Annotated in this window: 12 protein-coding genes and 1 pseudogene; all 13 read right to left on the reverse strand. The window is 58.5% G+C overall.

The window, feature by feature from the left end:
- Nucleotides 1–175 precede the first annotated feature (175 nt).
- Nucleotides 176–3,841: hemagglutinin repeat-containing protein (locus ACNAZS_RS03170; protein WP_415786063.1), on the reverse strand; the 3,666-nt coding region annotated here is incomplete at its 5' end.
- Between the two features lie 2 nt (nt 3,842–3,843).
- Nucleotides 3,844–6,634, reverse strand: a pseudogene (locus ACNAZS_RS03175) (two-partner secretion domain-containing protein); the annotation flags it as partial.
- A gap of 5 nt (nt 6,635–6,639) precedes the next feature.
- A complete protein-coding gene (locus ACNAZS_RS03180) occupies nt 6,640–8,379 on the reverse strand; it encodes a ShlB/FhaC/HecB family hemolysin secretion/activation protein (RefSeq protein ID WP_415786065.1) in 1,740 nt (579 codons plus the stop codon).
- 173 nt (nt 8,380–8,552) lie between these two features.
- Nucleotides 8,553–8,918 carry a DUF192 domain-containing protein gene (locus tag ACNAZS_RS03185; RefSeq protein WP_415786067.1) on the reverse strand — a complete coding sequence of 122 codons (366 nt, stop codon included), beginning with the start codon at nt 8,916–8,918 and terminating at the stop codon, nt 8,553–8,555.
- Between the two features lie 17 nt (nt 8,919–8,935).
- Entirely contained in the window at nt 8,936–9,805 is an 870-nt protein-coding gene (locus ACNAZS_RS03190; protein WP_415786069.1) for a type II secretion system F family protein, read from the reverse strand.
- Between the two features lie 9 nt (nt 9,806–9,814).
- Complete coding sequence (locus ACNAZS_RS03195; RefSeq protein ID WP_415786071.1) at nt 9,815–10,660, reverse strand: type II secretion system F family protein; 846 nt, start codon at nt 10,658–10,660, stop codon at nt 9,815–9,817.
- The gene (locus ACNAZS_RS03200; protein WP_415786073.1) at nt 10,657–12,378 is read right to left on the reverse strand and encodes an ATPase, T2SS/T4P/T4SS family; all 1,722 of its coding nucleotides are present in this window, start codon (nt 12,376–12,378) and stop codon (nt 10,657–10,659) included. The genes ACNAZS_RS03195 and ACNAZS_RS03200 overlap by 4 nt, the downstream gene beginning before the upstream one ends.
- Nucleotides 12,379–12,395: 17 nt before the next feature.
- Nucleotides 12,396–13,787: a type II and III secretion system protein family protein gene (locus ACNAZS_RS03205; RefSeq protein ID WP_415787046.1), complete on the reverse strand. Its 1,392-nt coding sequence runs from the start codon at nt 13,785–13,787 to the stop codon at nt 12,396–12,398.
- Between the two features lie 26 nt (nt 13,788–13,813).
- Nucleotides 13,814–14,668 (reverse strand): Flp pilus assembly protein CpaB, encoded by an 855-nt coding sequence (gene cpaB / locus ACNAZS_RS03210; RefSeq protein ID WP_415786075.1) that lies wholly within the window; start codon nt 14,666–14,668, stop codon nt 13,814–13,816.
- Nucleotides 14,665–15,354 carry a hypothetical protein gene (locus tag ACNAZS_RS03215; protein WP_415786077.1) on the reverse strand — a complete coding sequence of 230 codons (690 nt, stop codon included), beginning with the start codon at nt 15,352–15,354 and terminating at the stop codon, nt 14,665–14,667. Before ACNAZS_RS03215 ends, cpaB begins: the two co-directional genes overlap by 4 nt.
- A gap of 137 nt (nt 15,355–15,491) precedes the next feature.
- The gene (locus ACNAZS_RS03220; RefSeq protein ID WP_415786079.1) at nt 15,492–16,142 is read right to left on the reverse strand and encodes a hypothetical protein; all 651 of its coding nucleotides are present in this window, start codon (nt 16,140–16,142) and stop codon (nt 15,492–15,494) included.
- Nucleotides 16,139–17,575 (reverse strand): hypothetical protein, encoded by a 1,437-nt coding sequence (locus tag ACNAZS_RS03225; RefSeq protein WP_415786081.1) that lies wholly within the window; start codon nt 17,573–17,575, stop codon nt 16,139–16,141. The genes ACNAZS_RS03220 and ACNAZS_RS03225 overlap by 4 nt, the downstream gene beginning before the upstream one ends.
- On the reverse strand, nt 17,572–17,829 hold the full coding sequence (locus ACNAZS_RS03230) for a hypothetical protein (protein ID WP_415786083.1): 258 nt from the start codon (nt 17,827–17,829) through the stop codon (nt 17,572–17,574). The genes ACNAZS_RS03225 and ACNAZS_RS03230 overlap by 4 nt, the downstream gene beginning before the upstream one ends.
- Nucleotides 17,830–17,857: the final 28 nt, after the last annotated feature.

The following is a 17,857-nucleotide window of genomic DNA, read 5'->3' on the forward strand; positions in this document are numbered from 1 at the left end:
TCGCTCAAGTCCCAGTGGTCCACCATTCTTCCAGGATGTATCGCCTTTTCATAAGCCTCCCTATCGCAAAAGATCTGAGGCATAGTGATACTGCAGATTTCACCCTTGCGCGTGACATAGCACCCTGCGAGTGAAAATGCTAGTACGCACATACACATGAATCGATTTAATAATTTCACTTTAATGCTTCCAGCAAGATATCCAAGATCTTCCATGCCGCTGGCGGTAGTGCCTCGGACAATGCGAATGGTGTTGAAGGAATTAGAGCTAGGCCACTCCATATTCCATATAAACGCTGTTGTAATGAGCTCAATCCATCCCGAGCATTGCCATCCTGACCATAGAAGCCGCTAAGACTTCCACCGACGAAATCATGGGTCCCTCCGTAGGCCTCGTGGAGAACATCAAAGATAGAGCCTGAGTCATAGTGCATACCCGCCAACATACCCTGACTACCCTGAATACCTCCGGTGAATCCACCCATGCCTCTACCTCGGTCGGTTTGAAGAAAATCAGCCAAGGACATCTTGGCGTTTTTAGGTTCAAACTGCACCATTCCTGTCTGCTTGTGTAGATCAAGTTTAGGAACCCCATTCTCATCCAAGATGGACTTTCCAGTAGGATCCTCCTGTACCTTGCACCTCTCATTCATCTCGCCGCAGATAGCAGCCAATACAACCCGTGTACCTGCCGTTTTGAAACCATCCCCCCGAATACCGGCACTTTTTCCGCTCTTGTTATCCAGCGTAGTCACCCCGTCAGTGATCCCAGGGAACTTCTTTGAATCTGCGATGGTGTACTCCCGCATTCGATCGGCGGCTTCTGACAATCCGGTTTGAAGTGCCGCTATGCCTCCTGAGCCCGTCACGGCACCCACGACGACATTCAAGATACGTTCTTGAGTGTTCAGCTCGCTGATCTGTTGTTGTAGTGCTTGCTTTTCCCGTTCATCGGTTTTTTCACTGATCTGCTGACGTAGGGCAGCACGTTTTTCGTCGGTGTACGATCGGATGGTTTGACTAGCCTGTTGAGTAAAAGCCGCGACGATTTCAGACTCGGCGGAGACTTTGGCTCGCAGTTTTTCGGGGTCCCAGGTTTTGCTTAGGCCTCTGGCAGCGTCGCCGGTTTGAGTCTCTTGATTCAAAGCGGCTAGTAATTGCTCGGCAGTTTTTCCTGTCAGCGCGCGCTGCTTCGCATGGTCGGTGATGGTGGCCGTCGCGTCGCTGACTCCGCTCTTCGTGGTACTGCTCTTTTTGCCACGGGCTTTGCTGGCACCCGAGGCTAGGGCTGATGTATCGCTACCGGATTTCTTATCAACGTCGCCGCTAACGCTGAATCCGCCTGCCAAAGAAACGCCGCTCGCCTTGTAGTTGCTGTGATTCTCGATATCGCTCACCGTCAGCGTACCAGTGCTGACGCGATTCGCGCCGGCCCGCACTGCCTTTTCAGTGCTGGCGATCGTCGCTCCTTTTAGATTGGTGTTGCCTTTGACTTTCACATCAAAGCCCGCGTCGCCCGCTTGAATGCCACTCTGCTCGCGTACGCTGGCGAAGTCGCCTTTGACCTTGTTTTGTGCATAGCTTGCGCTGCCGGAAAATCCGGCGCCTATGATCATGCTGCCGCCGACGCTCTGGTCCTTGCTTTCAAAGGTGCTTGTGTCTTGCAAGCTTTCGATATTCAGATCGCCTCCAACGTCAACCACCACTTTTTTTCCGCTAACCACGGCGCCCTGCAAATTGGTATCAGCGCCGGATCGCAGGGTCAGTGTCTCGCCAGCGCTCACTTTGCTATTTGTCATGGTTTTGTCTCGGCCTTTTGCTCGACCCTTCGCACCACTGGCACTGACTTCGACTCCAAAGCTGACACCATCCGAGCCCAGGGAAGCCGCCACGCCGATCGCCGCGCTGGATCCACTGCTCTTGTGCTTCATGTCAAGCGTACTTGCGGATGCCTGCAAATTGATCTTCCCCTCGGCGTCGAGCACCGTATTGCCGCCGGCCGAAAGTTTTGAGCCTTTTACGTTGATACCCGAGTCCTTTTCAGCGCCTGCGGCAATAACCGTCAGGTCTTGGCCCGCGCTCACCGTAGAGCCTTTCGCGGTCGACGCTTTGAGTTCAGTTTGGCTGGACTGCTTGCTCGTACCCACGCTAATACCGACACGGATACTCGCCGCCTGAGCCACGGCCGCAGCGCCATCGGCATTACCCGGCGTCGGAACTGCCTTGAGAGCGCTGAGGCCTTCTAGTCCGGCGGCCGCCGCCGCCAAGCCCTGCATCACCGGGTTGTCGGCATTAGCCGCGGTGTCAGCCATACCACCCATCGCCTGCATCGCATTTATCATCGGAACGTCGACGCTTATGCTCACCCCTGTTTTCTTGATGTCGAGAGATTCTTTCTTGCGATGCGCATCTTGCGCAGTGTCGATGGTGACCTGCTTGCCAACCAGCGTGATATTGCCCTGCGGCGCGATGATCGTACTCGCGGTCACGTTCACCGCTTGACCGGTGCGTATTGTCGTGTTGCCTGTCACGCTACCTAACGTGCTGGGGGTACTATCCACCGCGGTTTCCTGCACGGAATGGGTTTTCTGGTACGTACCGACACTCATACCACCGGTTGCGCCGACGCCGGACTTCTTGAGCCGCTCGGTGCGGCGGCTGTCTGATTGCTTATGGCCCGGATCGATGTTGACGTTACGCTTTGCCGTGATATCCAGAAGCGCTTGCGCACCTACATTCGAGCCCTGCACACTCACATCTCTGCCAGCGGTGATCTCGACGTTCTTGCCGGTCACCGTTGACGCATGGGATTGCTTCCATTGCACCGAGGTCGTCGTATCTTCCGTTTTGGACGACAGCGGACCTTTTCTCTTTTCTCGATACTGGTCTTTTGCAACGCCACTGTCCATGCCCGCCCTCAACATGACGTCGCGCCCCGCATTGACGCTCAACTTCTGCTGCGCGTTGACCTGTGCAGCACGTGCGTTGACGTCTTGCCCCGCAGCCATCGCTAGATCGCCTTTCGCATTCGCAGCCGAGCCAATCGCCTTGTTCGTGCTGAGCTCATGACGCTGGTGCTTGCCGCTGGAGATCGTCTCGCTGTGCTGCGCGTTCAGCGCATCCAATTTAATATCGCGTCCCGCTTGCAAACGCGCATTACGTTCAACAGAGATTTGCGCGGCCAGCATAGTGATATCCTTGCCCGCCTGCATCGTCAGATCGTTGGCGTTCACCCGCGACACGCCAGACAGATGCGTACCGCTCGTACCATCGGTATCCTCGGGGGACAAGCTCGATATCAAGTTGATGTTTTGACCCGCACGCAGTGATACCGTGTGACCTGCGATCTGTGCGGCCAGATTGCTCAGATTCTCGCGCGCGGCCAGGTCTATGCGGCGCGCCTGCATCTGCCCCCCGAGATGATTAATGATGTTCAACGCGCTCACCTCCGCAGCCCCGTTTGCGCCTATGGTGCCGCTATTGACGAAATCACCCTGTGCCGTGATCTGCGTGTTGCGGCCAGCCATGAGCGTGCCATACACATCCGACGTGTCCACTCGCGACGGCAGCGGCACTTTCGGCATCAAGACCGTGCGTACCGCGCCTACGGGCAACTCAAACGGCTCGCGCGTCTGCGTGACTTTGTAAGGCGATCGGTGCGCTTTACGATCACTCTTGCGCGCCTGCGTAAACGTGGCCTGACCCTCACGGGTGACGGTGCGCCAGCCGGTGGCACCAATGTTGTGAATCGCCGGACCATCGACAGTCAGCTTGCCTCTCGCGGCAATTTGACTTTTATCGTTGGTAACCGCGCCTTTGAGATTGAGGGAACCCGCGGAAAANNCGCGACCGGGGTCGCTTCGAACCGTACGTGTCCGCCTTGTAATCTCGTTGACTTCGTAAAACGTGAAGTGTTTAACCAGTCGATTCAGGAAATCTCGGTTGAACGCTTTGATCCGCGCGTCCAATGCCAGATGACGCGCTTTGTAGTCCTTGTACGCTGGCATGGTCTCATAGGCCTGTCGCTGCTGTTGCGGCGTCTGGCGCTTGCTGGAATAACGCTGCTGAATGGCTTGCGGAGATGGCAGCTCGGCGACGGGTGGCGCCACGCCGAACACGGCCCAGATGCGCGAATCGCGCGGATAGCGAAACCGCTCGGCCGTTGGGCGGCAGTTGCGACCTATGCACGTCCGACCCGGCGGGGTATACGTCAGCGCAATGGGACTGGATACACCGGCAGCGCCACGGCCAGCTGGTGCGTAGTCGAATGGCGGGCCGTAGCGGGACGCGGGGTATTTCGTCGAAGGCAACAGCAGCCTGCGTTGCGGGTCATCGTTCAGCCACTCTGGACGTCGGCTGCATCCACGGGTGACCGTATCGCACAGCCAATGGTTGGCGGCGTCATACATCTCTGTACTGCCTTCGGGCGTGAAGTAGACCTTGGGCTTTGATGAAACCTGCACGGTCTCCGAGACGAAGTTTGCGTTCTGATTGTGAATCTGGTGTGCGGCGATGACGACGTTGCGCCCAGCCTCGATCGTGGCCGAGATGTTTTCTATATGGTTGGCCTGCCCCTCGGCACGCCGGGCCGCGTCAAGCTCACCGCCAACTCGCAAATGACCCTTGGCATAAAGGACGGAATGGTGGCGATTGGACAATTTTCCCACGCCCAGATCGAGATTGCCGCGTGACGCGATAACGGCGGAGCCTTTGGGCCCCGCGTCGTTAATCAGCGTACCGGTGCCCAGCGACACCGTATCGCCATAGATTCTGCCGCGATTAAGCAGTTGCGAGGCATTGATACGAGTGGATTGCGCATCGATCAGGCCTGCGTTGGTCAGGGTATTAGTGACTGCCATCGTGTTGTGACGGCCGGCGAGTAGCTCTCCCGTAATCTGGTTGCTTAGCGACGCCGCCTTGATGCGCAAGTCACGCCCCGCAATCAAGCGGGCCTTGTTGACCAAGGTTCCGCCCAGATCCAAGCTCAAATCACGCCCCGCGACGAAGTTTCCTTGAGGCGTTAGCGAGCCGCCATAGGTAAAAGACAAGTCTGTGCCCGAATGCAACCATCCTAGACTATCCAAGGTCCCGGTTTTAACCGTGAGCTGCTGGCCAGCAGAGAGTGTGCCTTGCTTGTTTCGCAGTGTTTGGGCATCAAGACGGGCCTTGCCCTGCGCAACCAATTGACCCGACGGGTTTTTTAGCTCATCTCCAACGAGAGTCAAATCGCCACGGGCGTGAATCGATCCTCTGGTGTTGTCGACTCGGGCCACACGAATGTCGATGGCCCTTCCGGACACGCCTGAGACGACGGGCGTATCCGGCGCTGCGCCCGCGGTTGCTTTGCCAGGGGTGGCCGTAGACGTGGCCACCGCAGCCGCTTTGTTCGCCTTCAGCGTGTCGCCATTCGCGAGCCGAGCGGCTGACAAACGCAAGGTGTTGTCGGCCAGGATTGAGCCCTTACGGTTATCGATGCCGTCTTTAATCGACATCGCAAGATGACCGCCCGCAACGGTGCCACCTTGATTACGGAACTGATTGGCATTGATCGACTGTTTGCCGGCGGCGGCGAGCAATCCATCAGCGTTGGATAGCTCACCTGCGATACGTAGCGTGGCCGGACCTGCCGCGGTGATGCTGCCTTTTTGGTTGCGTAACGTTTGGGCTGAGATGTCGAGGCTGGTGCCATGCAACGTCGCATTGCGCGTGTCGAGATGCCCGGCGGTATTGATCGCGAGCGTCTTCTTTGCCGACAACGTACCATTAGGCGCGATGCGCACATCGCCTGCCGCATTCAGGGTCAAGTCGCCCGTAAACGCCACTAGGTTGCCTCCCACGTTCACCCCCACGCCTGCCTCGGTGCCGATGAGTCGAATACTGTTTGCGTACATGCCCCCTAACGCAGCCGTGTCTAGTGCGAATTTAGGTACAGGCCCTTCGCCACCACGCGGACGTGCTTCGCCATTGGCCTCGACCCTTGCCGCGCCAGTCACCACGTTCAGGCGATCCGTCCAGATTCCCGAGTTAACGATCAGAGCCCGTGCCATCAAATCGACCTGGCCGACATGAGTGCCGTTCAGACCCTGACCGTCGACCACCAATCGACCAGACGCCACCTCGAACGCAATGGAGCCCTTGGGGCCCACCTCTGGACGGCCCGTGGTCAACGTAGCGCGAGAGGCGTTCAGGAAGCCACAGCCATTGCACGTGATACCCACCGGATTCGCGACAATCACATTAGCCCGATGGCCAGCCACCTCTAGCAAGCCACGCAGTTGTGAGGCATTGGGCGCGGTGACTTGGTTGAGAATCGTCGTCGCGTGCCGATTGCCCAGCATGGGGTTGCCCGCGATCTGGCCGGCCATCTGCGTTTGCGTCGTCCCCCCGCTGTTGTTCAACACCGCGCCCGACGGCCCGATATTGAACTGCGTAAATCGATTGTGCGAAACCCCTCCCGCCGAAGGCGGCACGATTTGGATGACAGGCGTTCCGTGGCTGACGCCGATCACAGGCTGGGCTCCCCGTGCGGTCTTGTCTACGGTGATCGGCAGTGTCTGCGCGGGCACCGATGCCCACCCTTGGGTGGACAGCAGTCCAACCAGGACCCTACGGGCTTTCTTACTGAACATGTACATAGTCTCTAAAACTCGAACAACAGCGCCGCGGAAAATACGGCACTCGGTGTGTGGAAAAATTGAGGCTTTTTCAGTGGCCAGCCCATCGACACGTCGTAGCTGGCATCGACATAAGGCACCGACAGGCGCCCACGCAGGCCCGCAGCCGCGCCGACCAGCGTACGGCCCGGCAGGTACCGCACCGATGGCCCACCCACTTGGCCCATGTCAAGCCCGGCGTACAGTTGTTGACCGAGATTTCCCAGGTTCAGCGACAGATCGTTACGCAATGCCCAGCCGTTTTCGGCTGCCAGTGCCATCTGGCCATCGAAGCCGCGAACGGTGTAGCGATCGCCGACCGTAAAATAGTCGGACGGAACGATCTGCGTTTTGGCATGTTGAATCTGCCAATTGAATTGATACGCCATATGCTGGCGAGCAACGATGAAGGGCAAATACATGCCCGCGTTCGCGGCAAGAATCGTCGTGCGCCCGTTCCATTCGGGATCGCCGTACACATAGCCGGACTGCCTGGAATATCTGGGTATCGTGCCCCGTAGCCCGCCGCCGACATCAAACACGGCACGGTCCAGATAGTGACGGTGCTGGTAGCCCAGCTCGTAGCCGGTGACATCGCGACGCTGTATATCGAGGTCGATATCATTGAGCGTACCTTTCACGCGTTTGCGCAACATCTTCATGACGACCGTGCCCTTGCGGTGACTACCGCGATAAGGCACGACCGAGACGCCCGTTTCGATTTGGGCTGTCGTGCCGCCGTACACGATGGGTTCGCTGAATCCCGCGACTGTCTGCTGATAACGAGAACGGCCAAGGCCCGCGAATACCGACCAATAGCCCAACGGCACGCTGTAGTTGACCGCGGCCGCACGCGTGCGATTGTCACGATTACGCCAGACGGCGTTGCTGTTCCATGACACCGAAAGCTGGCCGTATAAAAATAGGGGTGAATCCAAGATCAATCCGGCATTCACCCGCTCTCGCCCCATGGATCGCATCCCGGCGTTATCACCGCCTATGTAAGCATGCCAGCGCTTGCCAGAGCCTGGCCGCACCAGGACATCGGAGCTGCCTGGCTCAACGCCGGGCACGACATCGATACGAGCATCCATCTGCCCTCTGAGGCGTCGAATGTTCTCCAGAGTCTGGTCCAGATCTCGTTGATTCAGGATGTCGCCCTGACTGGCAGGTAACACCATGCGCCACCACCCTGGCGTATCCGCGTCTTGCACGGCGGCAATCCGACCGGGAACATAACGCAATGAGAGCGTTCCTTGTGCCAACGACTGTTCGGGTATCAACACCCGTGTCGTCATCAAGCCAAGGTCAACCAGGCGTACGGTCAGCTGCGCTTGCAAGACATGTAGCGCTCGATTGCCGACACACCTTCCCAGGACCGCACGCGCCTGATTTTGTATGGATGAAGGGGGATCACCTCCATCCCATCGAACCTCGCGCACGACAAAGCAGACGGTTTCTTCGGGAAAATTCCGAACATCCGAGCTAGTGTTGTCGTCACTCGGTGCGGACAACACATCCGGATGCTGAGTCGCGCGCTCTTGTAACTGCTCGAGTTCCTGCTCTTGCCTGCGTTGAAGCTCATCAGTACGAGTCGTAAACGGTCGACCCACCGGATTGGCGTGTGACACATGGCCAATGGCCATCAGCAGCAGGAGAATCGAGGATCGCAACCGGCGCGATTTCAGGCGCCCCAACAGGGACCAGCGATAATAAAAAAAATGCAATGAAATCTACTTCTTTTGTTGAGTTAGCCATCAGGCTATGAATGTTGTAATAAATTTGCCAACAAAAGCGGCATGAAACCATTCGGCTTCGCCGTCGGATTTCTCGTTTGCAGGCAAGGATTTACTGACTTTTTCTTCGCGCTAATTTCCTATCGTTTTTAAAAAAATAGGACTCATCCTGCATCATCAATCTGCGCATGCCGGATAGCGAGGCGTAGGCGCCGCTGATAACGCAATGGAGAATCCTTGGTGTTGACCGCCAACTCGATCACAGAACATGCGCCGATAGAGAACGCGACGCGCCCCGGATTCAGGTAACGGACAAGACGCCGTACTCGACCGTTGCGATTAACAAACGCGACATCGATGGGATAGCGCATACCGATGGTATGAACCGCCCAACACGGCGATAGCCTCAACCCTGCACGTGGTCCTGGCGGAGAGGCTCTGCACAGCAACCCTCGCAACCGCCCCAACACGCCACGCGCATCCACCAATCGGATACGGTGGGGATCGAGGCGACGACGCCTTGTCTGCATCGATGGCGGCTCCTGCGTCATCGCATGGCCTCCCACATCTGCACCACAATGGGAAAAGCCAACACGATGAATGTGCAAGGGAAAATGCAGCCAATCAATGGCAGCAGCATTTTGACCGGCGCCTCAAGTGCCAATTTTTCTGCATGTTGGAAACGATCTGATCGGCATTGCGCGGCGTGCTCTCGCAACAACACTCCCACACTCATCCCTAAGCCATCTGCCTGCAACATCGCGGCGACCCAACTGCGTACGCTCGGACATTCACTGCGTTCAGCCAATGCCGTTAACGCCGTTACACGCGGCACCCCTGCACGCATGTCCGACAAGGCATGTGTCAACTGCTGACGTAATGGGCCGGACGGACCGTGCTGTTCGGCCTGCTGTAATGCGCCATGCAAGCTCAAACCGGACTCTACGCATAACGTCATCAGATCCAGAACGAAGGGTAACTCTCGAGCGATTTGTCGTCGTCGGCGGCGCACGCGTGCACGTAGTACTGCGATAGGCCAAAACCCGGTCGATACCCCCATTCCGAGCGTGCTCCAAAACAACCCATCAAACATCCCGAAGTAGGCGGTGAGCCCCGCCCCGGCTATCGCACCCAACACCATCCAGTTAATCACCCAAGCCAGCATATGCGCCGGCGTGATGGCGGTCGGCAAACTCGCTTGCTTCGCCAATCTCGTTAAACGATCTCGTTGGCGCCAGGACAACATCGGCTCACACAGACCCGACAAGCTTGATATCCAGGGCCAGCATAGGCGCCAATGCCAAGGCATATCCGGTTGGAAAGTCATATCACGCGATCCCATCGCCGGCCGCGCGATCAGCCAAGCCGATAACGATCCCCCCGCTCCCGCCAACACCACGACAAGCATCAGATACATAGCAGTGAGTCAAATATCGATCGTGACAATGCGCCGAATCAGCAGCATGCCGATGGCCTCCAAGCCGAGTAAAACGGCTAGCACGCTCCAGCCTATAGTCGTGTGCCACAACATCGCCATGGCATCGGGCTCCAGATGGCTGAGTACCGCCAGCAATAGCAACGGCAACGCCCCAACAATCCACGCCTGCAACCGGCCTTGTGAGGTCAGGGCCTGCACCTTGCGGTGTAATTTCAGGCGCTCGCGTAGCGTGGACGAAATTCCGTCTAGCGTTTCTGCCAGGTTACCTCCCGTGAGAGAGGCAACGCGCAATGCCGCAACGACCAGGGCACAGGACTCAGAAGGAACACGTCCGTGTAAATTGTGCAGCGCGATATCAAAACTAACCCCCAGACGTTGCTCTCGCAACACGAGACCAAATTCTTGAGTCAATGGGGCTTCGCCATGATCCACGATATGACGCAAGGCCGTCGATATCCCTACCCCCGCTCTCAACGCAGAAGCCAACGCCAACAACGCCGCAGGCAATTGCCGCTCGAATCTCGCTAACCGTCGACCGTGCAAACGCCTGATCATGGCGTTAGGGAGTCGGCAGGCAAGTCCCCCGGCAATCCCCGCCACCACGACGCTGTCACTCACGCCAAACGCCACTGCACCTGCCAATAACGCCAGCATGGCAGCCCAGATCAACAACTGAGCGGGATTGATGAACAGGAATATCTCGCTGAGATGGATCCCGGCCTCGTGCGTATACACCTCGCGATAACGCGACAACGCCGGCCCAAACCACGTCTGCAGTTGCCAGGCCAGCAGCACCGCGCAAACGCCGGACATGGCAATCGCAAGCCAGATCATTCGCCGGCGCTCGGTTCATCTACCACTAAGTCTGATCGGGAAAAAGCACCAATATCAAACTCAATCCCTGCCTCGCGCCACTCATCGATAAAGCGTGGCAACAATCCGCATCCTTGAAAACCTATCCCTCGCTGATAGCGGAACAGCTCCTGGGACTGAATACGACCGCTTTCCAAACCGGTAATTTCCACAATAGAGGTCGCCACGCGTCGTCCATCGGACAAACGCGCTTGCTGAACCACCATATCGATGCTGGCGCCAATATGCTCACGGACCACTGTTAGCGGTAGATCCATCCCCGCCATCAATATCATGGTCTCTAGCCTGCTGAAGGCGTCTCGGGCACTATTGGCATGCAGCGACGTCAACGATCCCTCATGGCCTGTATTCATCGCGGTCAGCATGTCGAGCGCCTCGGCACCCCGACACTCGCCCACGACAATGCGATCCGGTCGCATGCGCAAGGCATTGCGTACCAGATCCCGTATGTCAATACGGCCACGGTTTTCCAGATTGGCGGGGCGCGCCTCCAACGCAACCAGGTGCGCATGACTCAGTCTGAGTTCTGCCGCATCCTCGATCGTCACCACGCGTTCACCGTCAGGAATAGCGTTGGACAGAATATTCAGCAGCGTGGTCTTGCCCGAGCCGGTGCCACCCGATACCACGATGTTCTTGCGGGTACGTACGCATAGTAAGAGAAACGCCGCCATGGCCGCACCCATGGATCCGCCTTGTACAAGATCTCCCATCTCTGGTCGGCGAGCGGGGAATTTTCGTATGGTCAGGCTCGCGCCTTTTAAGGCCACGGGCGGAATCACGGCGTTAACACGAGAACCATCGGGTAGCCGTGCATCCACCATCGGCGCACTCTCGTCAATACGGCGACCGATGGGGGCAACAATCCGCTCGATCACCCAACGCACCGACTGCTCGCTACTGAACACGGCGCTGTGTCGTGACAATCGGCCATAACGCTCGATGTAGATCTCATCGTACCGATTAACCATAATTTCGCTGATGCTCGTGTCCGAGAGCAAGCGATCCAGTGGTCCCAATCCGACCGCCTCGTCCAGCACATCGCGACAGAGCGCTACCCGGTCGATATGCCCAGGAATATCGGTGTCGTCGGCGGCAATCTGATCCAGCAATCGTTGCCCTTCGCTACGCAACACGGCATCGCTCATTCCTGCGACGTCGCGACGTCGCAGATCCAATGCCTGCAGCAAGCCCGCGTGCAGCCGGCGCCGGTATGGCAGAGAATCTCTGGTGGCAGACGGGTCGTCATCCATCGAGGGCGCCACGACTTCTGTGGCAAAAAGGGATTTGTCAGGCACGGTCGGCGCCACATACTCCGTCGGCTTCGCACAGACGATGACAGCCGTTTTCTCTGCCGTGGTGGTGACCGCTGAAATGGCCAGGCCCGGTGGTTGCGTTGCCGGTTGGTTCAGCGGACGCACACGCAAACGGCACGGACCAATCAGAATGTCGTCCTCGGGCAGCACAGGTCGATGAACCGAGACGCGTCGGCCGTTGACCACGGTGCCTATCAAGGAGCCCATGTCCTCGAGTTCCAGCGCCTGCCCTTGACTAACCAACCGTGCATGTTGTTTGGCCACACGCCAGTTCGCAATGCGTAGGCCGCATTGCGCTGACCGTCCAATGACCAATGGCATTTGAACGCACACGCGACGCTGCTCCCCACTTTCGAATGCCATCGTTATCTCGAACATGCTCATTTCACTGTCTGATGGAAATGGGAATCAGCGCCGTTCTGGACGTGGGAAATCGGCATCAGCGCAGGAGCCGAACCCGGCACAGGTTGCCATTGAGAGCCCGGCCCCCGATACACACTCCAATCAGGATCTCCAGGGCCGGGCGCTGCCGTTCCCATAGCAGGCATATCGGGAAACGCGTCGCGCAGCACATGGCGTCCGCGCTCAACGCGTTGGGCCATCTCGGGGTGATCTTGCGACACAATGCGCGGCGTCACGAAGATGGCCAGCTCTGTTTCTGTGTGTTGCTTGCGCTGCGAGGAAAACAGTGTGCCGAGCAAGGGAATATCTTGCAGCACTGGCACACCAGTACGTTCGTGCGAACGCTCACGAGACAGGAACCCGCCCAGAACCAGTGTCTGGCCCGATCTCACGTTGAACTCTGTTGAGGCCCGACGTGTACGCAATGCCGGGCCGCCCGAAACACTCAAAGAGGTATCAACGGAACTCGCCTCGACCTCGATACGCGAGCGAATCGCGCCATTACGATCAATACGTGGCGTGATATTCAGCGATACGCCGTAGGGTTTGAATGCGGTGTTGGTGTTGCCTTTTGCGTCGGTTGTGCTGTAGGGCACCTCTCCGCCCGCCAGGAAAGAGGCGGTCGCTCCACTACGCGCCAGGAGCTGGGGCTGGGCAAGCATCACGGCTTCCCCGCGCTGTGCCAACGCGGTAATGCGTGACGACAGCAAGGCATTCAAACCAAAATAGCCGCCCGCGCCCATGCCTTGCATCGTTAGCGGCAATGCGTCTTCGAATCCGTTCAGGTGCACGCCGGAACCCGGCTGCCACGCCAGCCCGGCCTGCATGCCGCCCTGGGACACGGCGTCCCATCGCACGCCGAATTCGCGCAAGCGGGATCGAGGTAATTCCACCACCTGTACGTCCAGTAGCACCATACGATCCCATCCCACCTGGCCAGTGAAGTCCAGAATGCGCGGATAACGTTGCACCAAAGCAGCTATCCGTGTCCGATCATCATCGGCGAGGTCCTCGCCCTCGATAACGATGTTGTCACCGACCAGCGTGCTGCGTACGTTCGGGATGTGCTCGAGCAAGGTCCGCACCTCATGCTGCATGTTCGACCAGCCAGCGGGGTGTACTTGTACCTCGTACGCCATGCCCACGCCGGCAGGTGTCCAGACGTGTACCGACGAGGTGCCTTCTTGCCGGCCAAAAAGCACCACGTCTTTGCCCTCGACAGAGACAGCGCTGATGACCTGCCCATTCCCCACGGCCACACGAGTAACGGACTTGTGCTGTACAACCTTGGTTTGACCGACTTCCAGTACCAGGACAGTAGGTTCGGCCGCCATCACCGGCCATGTGAACAACAACAAGATTGACTTCATGATGGGGCGTGCAAACTGGGATACTTTCATGGCGCATCCTGCAACGTGGAAGCGCGTGGTATGGAAGGCGGCAAGTCACCCGACAACCCATCAGGGATCAACGCTGTATCGACACGATCGCCGTACAGGATAGGAATGGGCGCGTGAGTCACGACCTCTCGTTGATCAATACCCATCAACGCTGCCAGATCGCCTGGCTCGGATTCCTTCGAGATCACCACGTCGCCACGATGACGCACCATCGCCGTCAACGTACCGCTCTGGCGTGCCGCTACCAACTTGATCGCATTCTGCTCCGAGGTGTCGAACGTAATCGACATCGGTGCTTCAGCACTCCCCCCCAATGCCAATACCCTGACCCCTTGCAACAAGGGTGCCGTCAGATGCTGTCCCTGATGCGTAAAGGACACATACAAATCAATCAGATCGTCTACTTGCAATAGACCGGAGACTGCATTGATCTCCGCCGCGGGCAAGGTCACAGCCCGCCGGCCCGACGACACTAATGCTGAGATTGGTGATCCGGTCTCCGCGGTAACATGAGCGTCCAGCAGAATGTCCCCCCGCCTGAGGTCCGACGTCAGTATTCCGCCTATTGCGTGTTCTACGGTCCCGGGGTCGAACGAGCCCCCCGGTACCCACGGCAAGGGAATATCCCGTACTGCCAGATGATCAGTATCCAGCCGAGTACCGGCCTCGATATCGACCGCCGCGACGACGCGAGTGAGCACGTCGACTTCGGATTGACGCTCAATCTCTCGCTCGCGAGTTTGAATATGGTCGTGTACGGCCCAGGCCGCGAGCAGTCCGGCGCATAACGCGAATGTATAAACGGCGAGCGTACGCGCGCGCTGCTGCAATGCCATGATCGTAAATTTCATCGTGCGGACCCATCATGTTGATGCACCAGGATTCCACTGCCGCCGTCGACGGCGGTGATGGTGATCTGAAGCGTGCTGCGTTGCCGCACCCATCGGCCAGCATCCGGCGTCAAGGTTTCTAATTGCCACTGCTCTTGCTGTAAGCCCCGGACGATAGCTCGCCATGCGGCAGGTACTGGCAAGGGAAATGTCCATACCTGCTGTGATGTATGCCCACCGCCCCTATCCTCTTGGGCGTCCAGCCGTAGTCGAAGTCGCGCGTCGCCCGGTAACCAACTCTGTGCCGGCGACGCGGTGCTGCGATGCGACTGCGTGCCATTCGCTGGATTCAAGGTCGCGAAGGAAGTGGCCGCCATGTCCAGCACGGAAATACTGCCTCGCGTTTGGCGAAGCCCCGCGGGCTCGAGTGTCACGACCCAGAATTGATCGGCAACCTCTCCGGATAACACTGCACAACCCGGATAGACACTCAGGTCGGACAGCCCGGGATACTGCTCGCTCAACATGCGTGCGGCCTGTGTAACCGACTCCGGTATTTCGATGACGCGGATATCGACAGGCACACCATGGAGCTGCATCCGAGTACCCAGCGCGGCCTGAGCGCTGCCCGGTGGCAAGACCAACCGATCAAGCAAAGACAACGTGTCGGCATACGTACTATCGGAGAGAGCCAGAGAGATCATCACAGCAAACACGCCTTGCAAACAAAATGACGTGTATGGCGACCGAGGCACGTGCCCAGAATATGCAGAGGTACACGATAGCCATCTACCCAATACGACGTTCAAATAGCGGGTTATGTCACCGCCCCATCGGCTGACGATCATGGTGTTTTCTCGGCGATCGGTGCCAGGTCATGCCAAGCCTCAAGCCAATCCCCTGTCCAGTTGCCTCGGCCCCAGGGGGCGTCCACAGGCAGCATGGGTTGCCTCAGGGCCTGCGCGGCACGTAATGAGCGTCGGGCCGCGCCCGACCAACCCAGCACAGAATCTTGAGTCCGTCGCGCCACCGTCGCATCATCGGACGCGTGCCCTGCTCCCACCGCCACGACAGTTTGGCGACGTACGGACAGCATCGACGCCGGTCTAACGTGCTCGGAAAAGGCAAGGTGCCCAGAGGGATACACGGTAGCTTGTGCTTGGCGCAATCGGGGGTCGGCCCGTAACCAGTCTTGAGCCAAAGTCGCTGCCTGCGCATTTCCGACGCGGTTGATGTCACCGGACTGAGGTAGCGTCGTCACCAACGATACAGATCCGCCTGAGCGCCCTGCCATGTCTGCACGATGGATGTGGTCTTGTCCTCTTGCGCTGGCAAACGCAGCATAGCGGCTCAGATGGGCCGCTTGTTGACCTCGCAGCAAAGAATCACCGATCGTCACCAACCCGTGCATGAATACCCCAAGCAGGCCGAGCGCGAGCATGGATTCGACGACGGCTTGCCCGCGAGACGATGAACAAGAAAGTTGGGGTTTCATCGCGGCCCACCCTCTGGATGGCGGGGCTGGGCGGAGCTAAGCCGCGCCTGCCAGTAAGGTCGAAAAAGACTCGCAAGCTCGTGCCGGCCGTCGACGCGCGAATGCGGTCGTGCAAAGTATGTTTCCGCCGCACTGCCTACCGTTATGGCCTGCCCTGCCCTCAATCCGAGGTAGGTGTATCTGCCGACAGGCGCGGCCACATTGCTTGCGGCGTCAGTCGTGGACATCGACGTAGCGGACTGACGCACCTGGATGGCAAAACGCAGAGCGTGATTCACCGCGCTCTTGTCTATCTCGTGATACGCAGGCAGCCCACGACTCGGCCATCGTTGCACGTCTACCGAGCCATAAGCATTTGCCAGGGAGTTGCTTCGGCCCGAGAATAAATCCCACGAGGTGTTTTCGTGTACCCAACGCCAAAAGTCCTGCTGTGAAAATTCATGAGGCGGTGTTGGGGTCGCCTTAGCATCCCCCGGCGTACGATGTCCGTTCTGGCCCCACCCCATCGCGTACTCACGGTAGTGGCACCCAATCCAGCGGTTAGAGCGCAAGGCGTGATAAGACAACGTGTCTTCTGCTGCCCAGCGACCCTGGGTATCGAGCCAGGTCTCGCCACGACGACGAAGCTCGTGCCGACGCGTCGGACACTCCGCCTGCACTGTCCAGGCATTGCGGCGCGTCAGGTCACGTGGCCGCAAAAAGTCGTAGCGGCCCGCAGCCCCCTGCGCCATGCCCCGCAAGTGTCCGTCTTCGCGATCTTGGTGTTGCCTCAGATAACCCGAATAGCCATCGGAGAACATGGATAATCGAAAGGGCCCATGCGAAGATGTCTCGCCCTGATCAACCGTGTCATGCGCATCGAACCCGGCACGGTCAAACTCGGGATAGTTCGCACGCAGCACCTGCCACATTGCCTGCCGGCGAAATGCCACCAGGCTGGAAACTACCGAAGCCGAGGCTTGCTGCAGGATCTGGTGCACCACGTGATCGTGCTGCTGAAAGGCATCAGCCAGCTCAGGCAGCGCGCCGCTCGTAGCGCTGGCCCGAGCGTATGCCGCGCCCAGATCCGAGCCAAAGAGCTTGCCAATCAGCGCGACCTGCGGATTGTGCCGTGTGTGCTGCTGCGATTGCGTTTGTCCGAACTGTGCCCACGATCCCAACGTCACGAGATGCGCCATCGCTACCTGATGCGCCACCTGAGCACGATTGATATAAGACAACAGATTAAGGCTGCGCGCCTGCGCGAGCGCCCCGCTATACGCGACCGCATCGGCGACATGCGTCAGACGTACGCGAGCACTGGCCGTCTGCCCAACGTTGTACAGCGCAATCCAGGCGATTCCCGCTACCGCCATCAGCATCAAGGCCAAAGGCAAGGCCTGACCGCGCTGCGCAGTAATAATGCCTGTCTGCAACACGACGTGGCCCATCATTTTGCGTGGCCCGTAAACGACTTGAGCGTACGTACTTTGGTCTGGGTGGCGGCCTTGCCCGCCGTGGACTGTGCGGCACGCGACGCGGCGGTGCCGTCTTCTCCCGCGAGCTCGTTCGCCATCGCAGCCGTCTGGGAACGGATGACCTGGCCGAACAACTGATAGACCGCAATCGCGGCCACGGCGATCAGCGCCACCACAATGACGTACTCGGTCATGCCCTGGCCACGCTGGCGAGAAATACGCGGGATCATGCATCAGCCTCTTTTCAATCGATAGAGG

This window comes from Bordetella tumulicola (assembly GCF_965138755.1).
Classification (GTDB): Bacteria; Pseudomonadota; Gammaproteobacteria; order Burkholderiales; family Burkholderiaceae_B; genus Bordetella_A; species Bordetella_A tumulicola.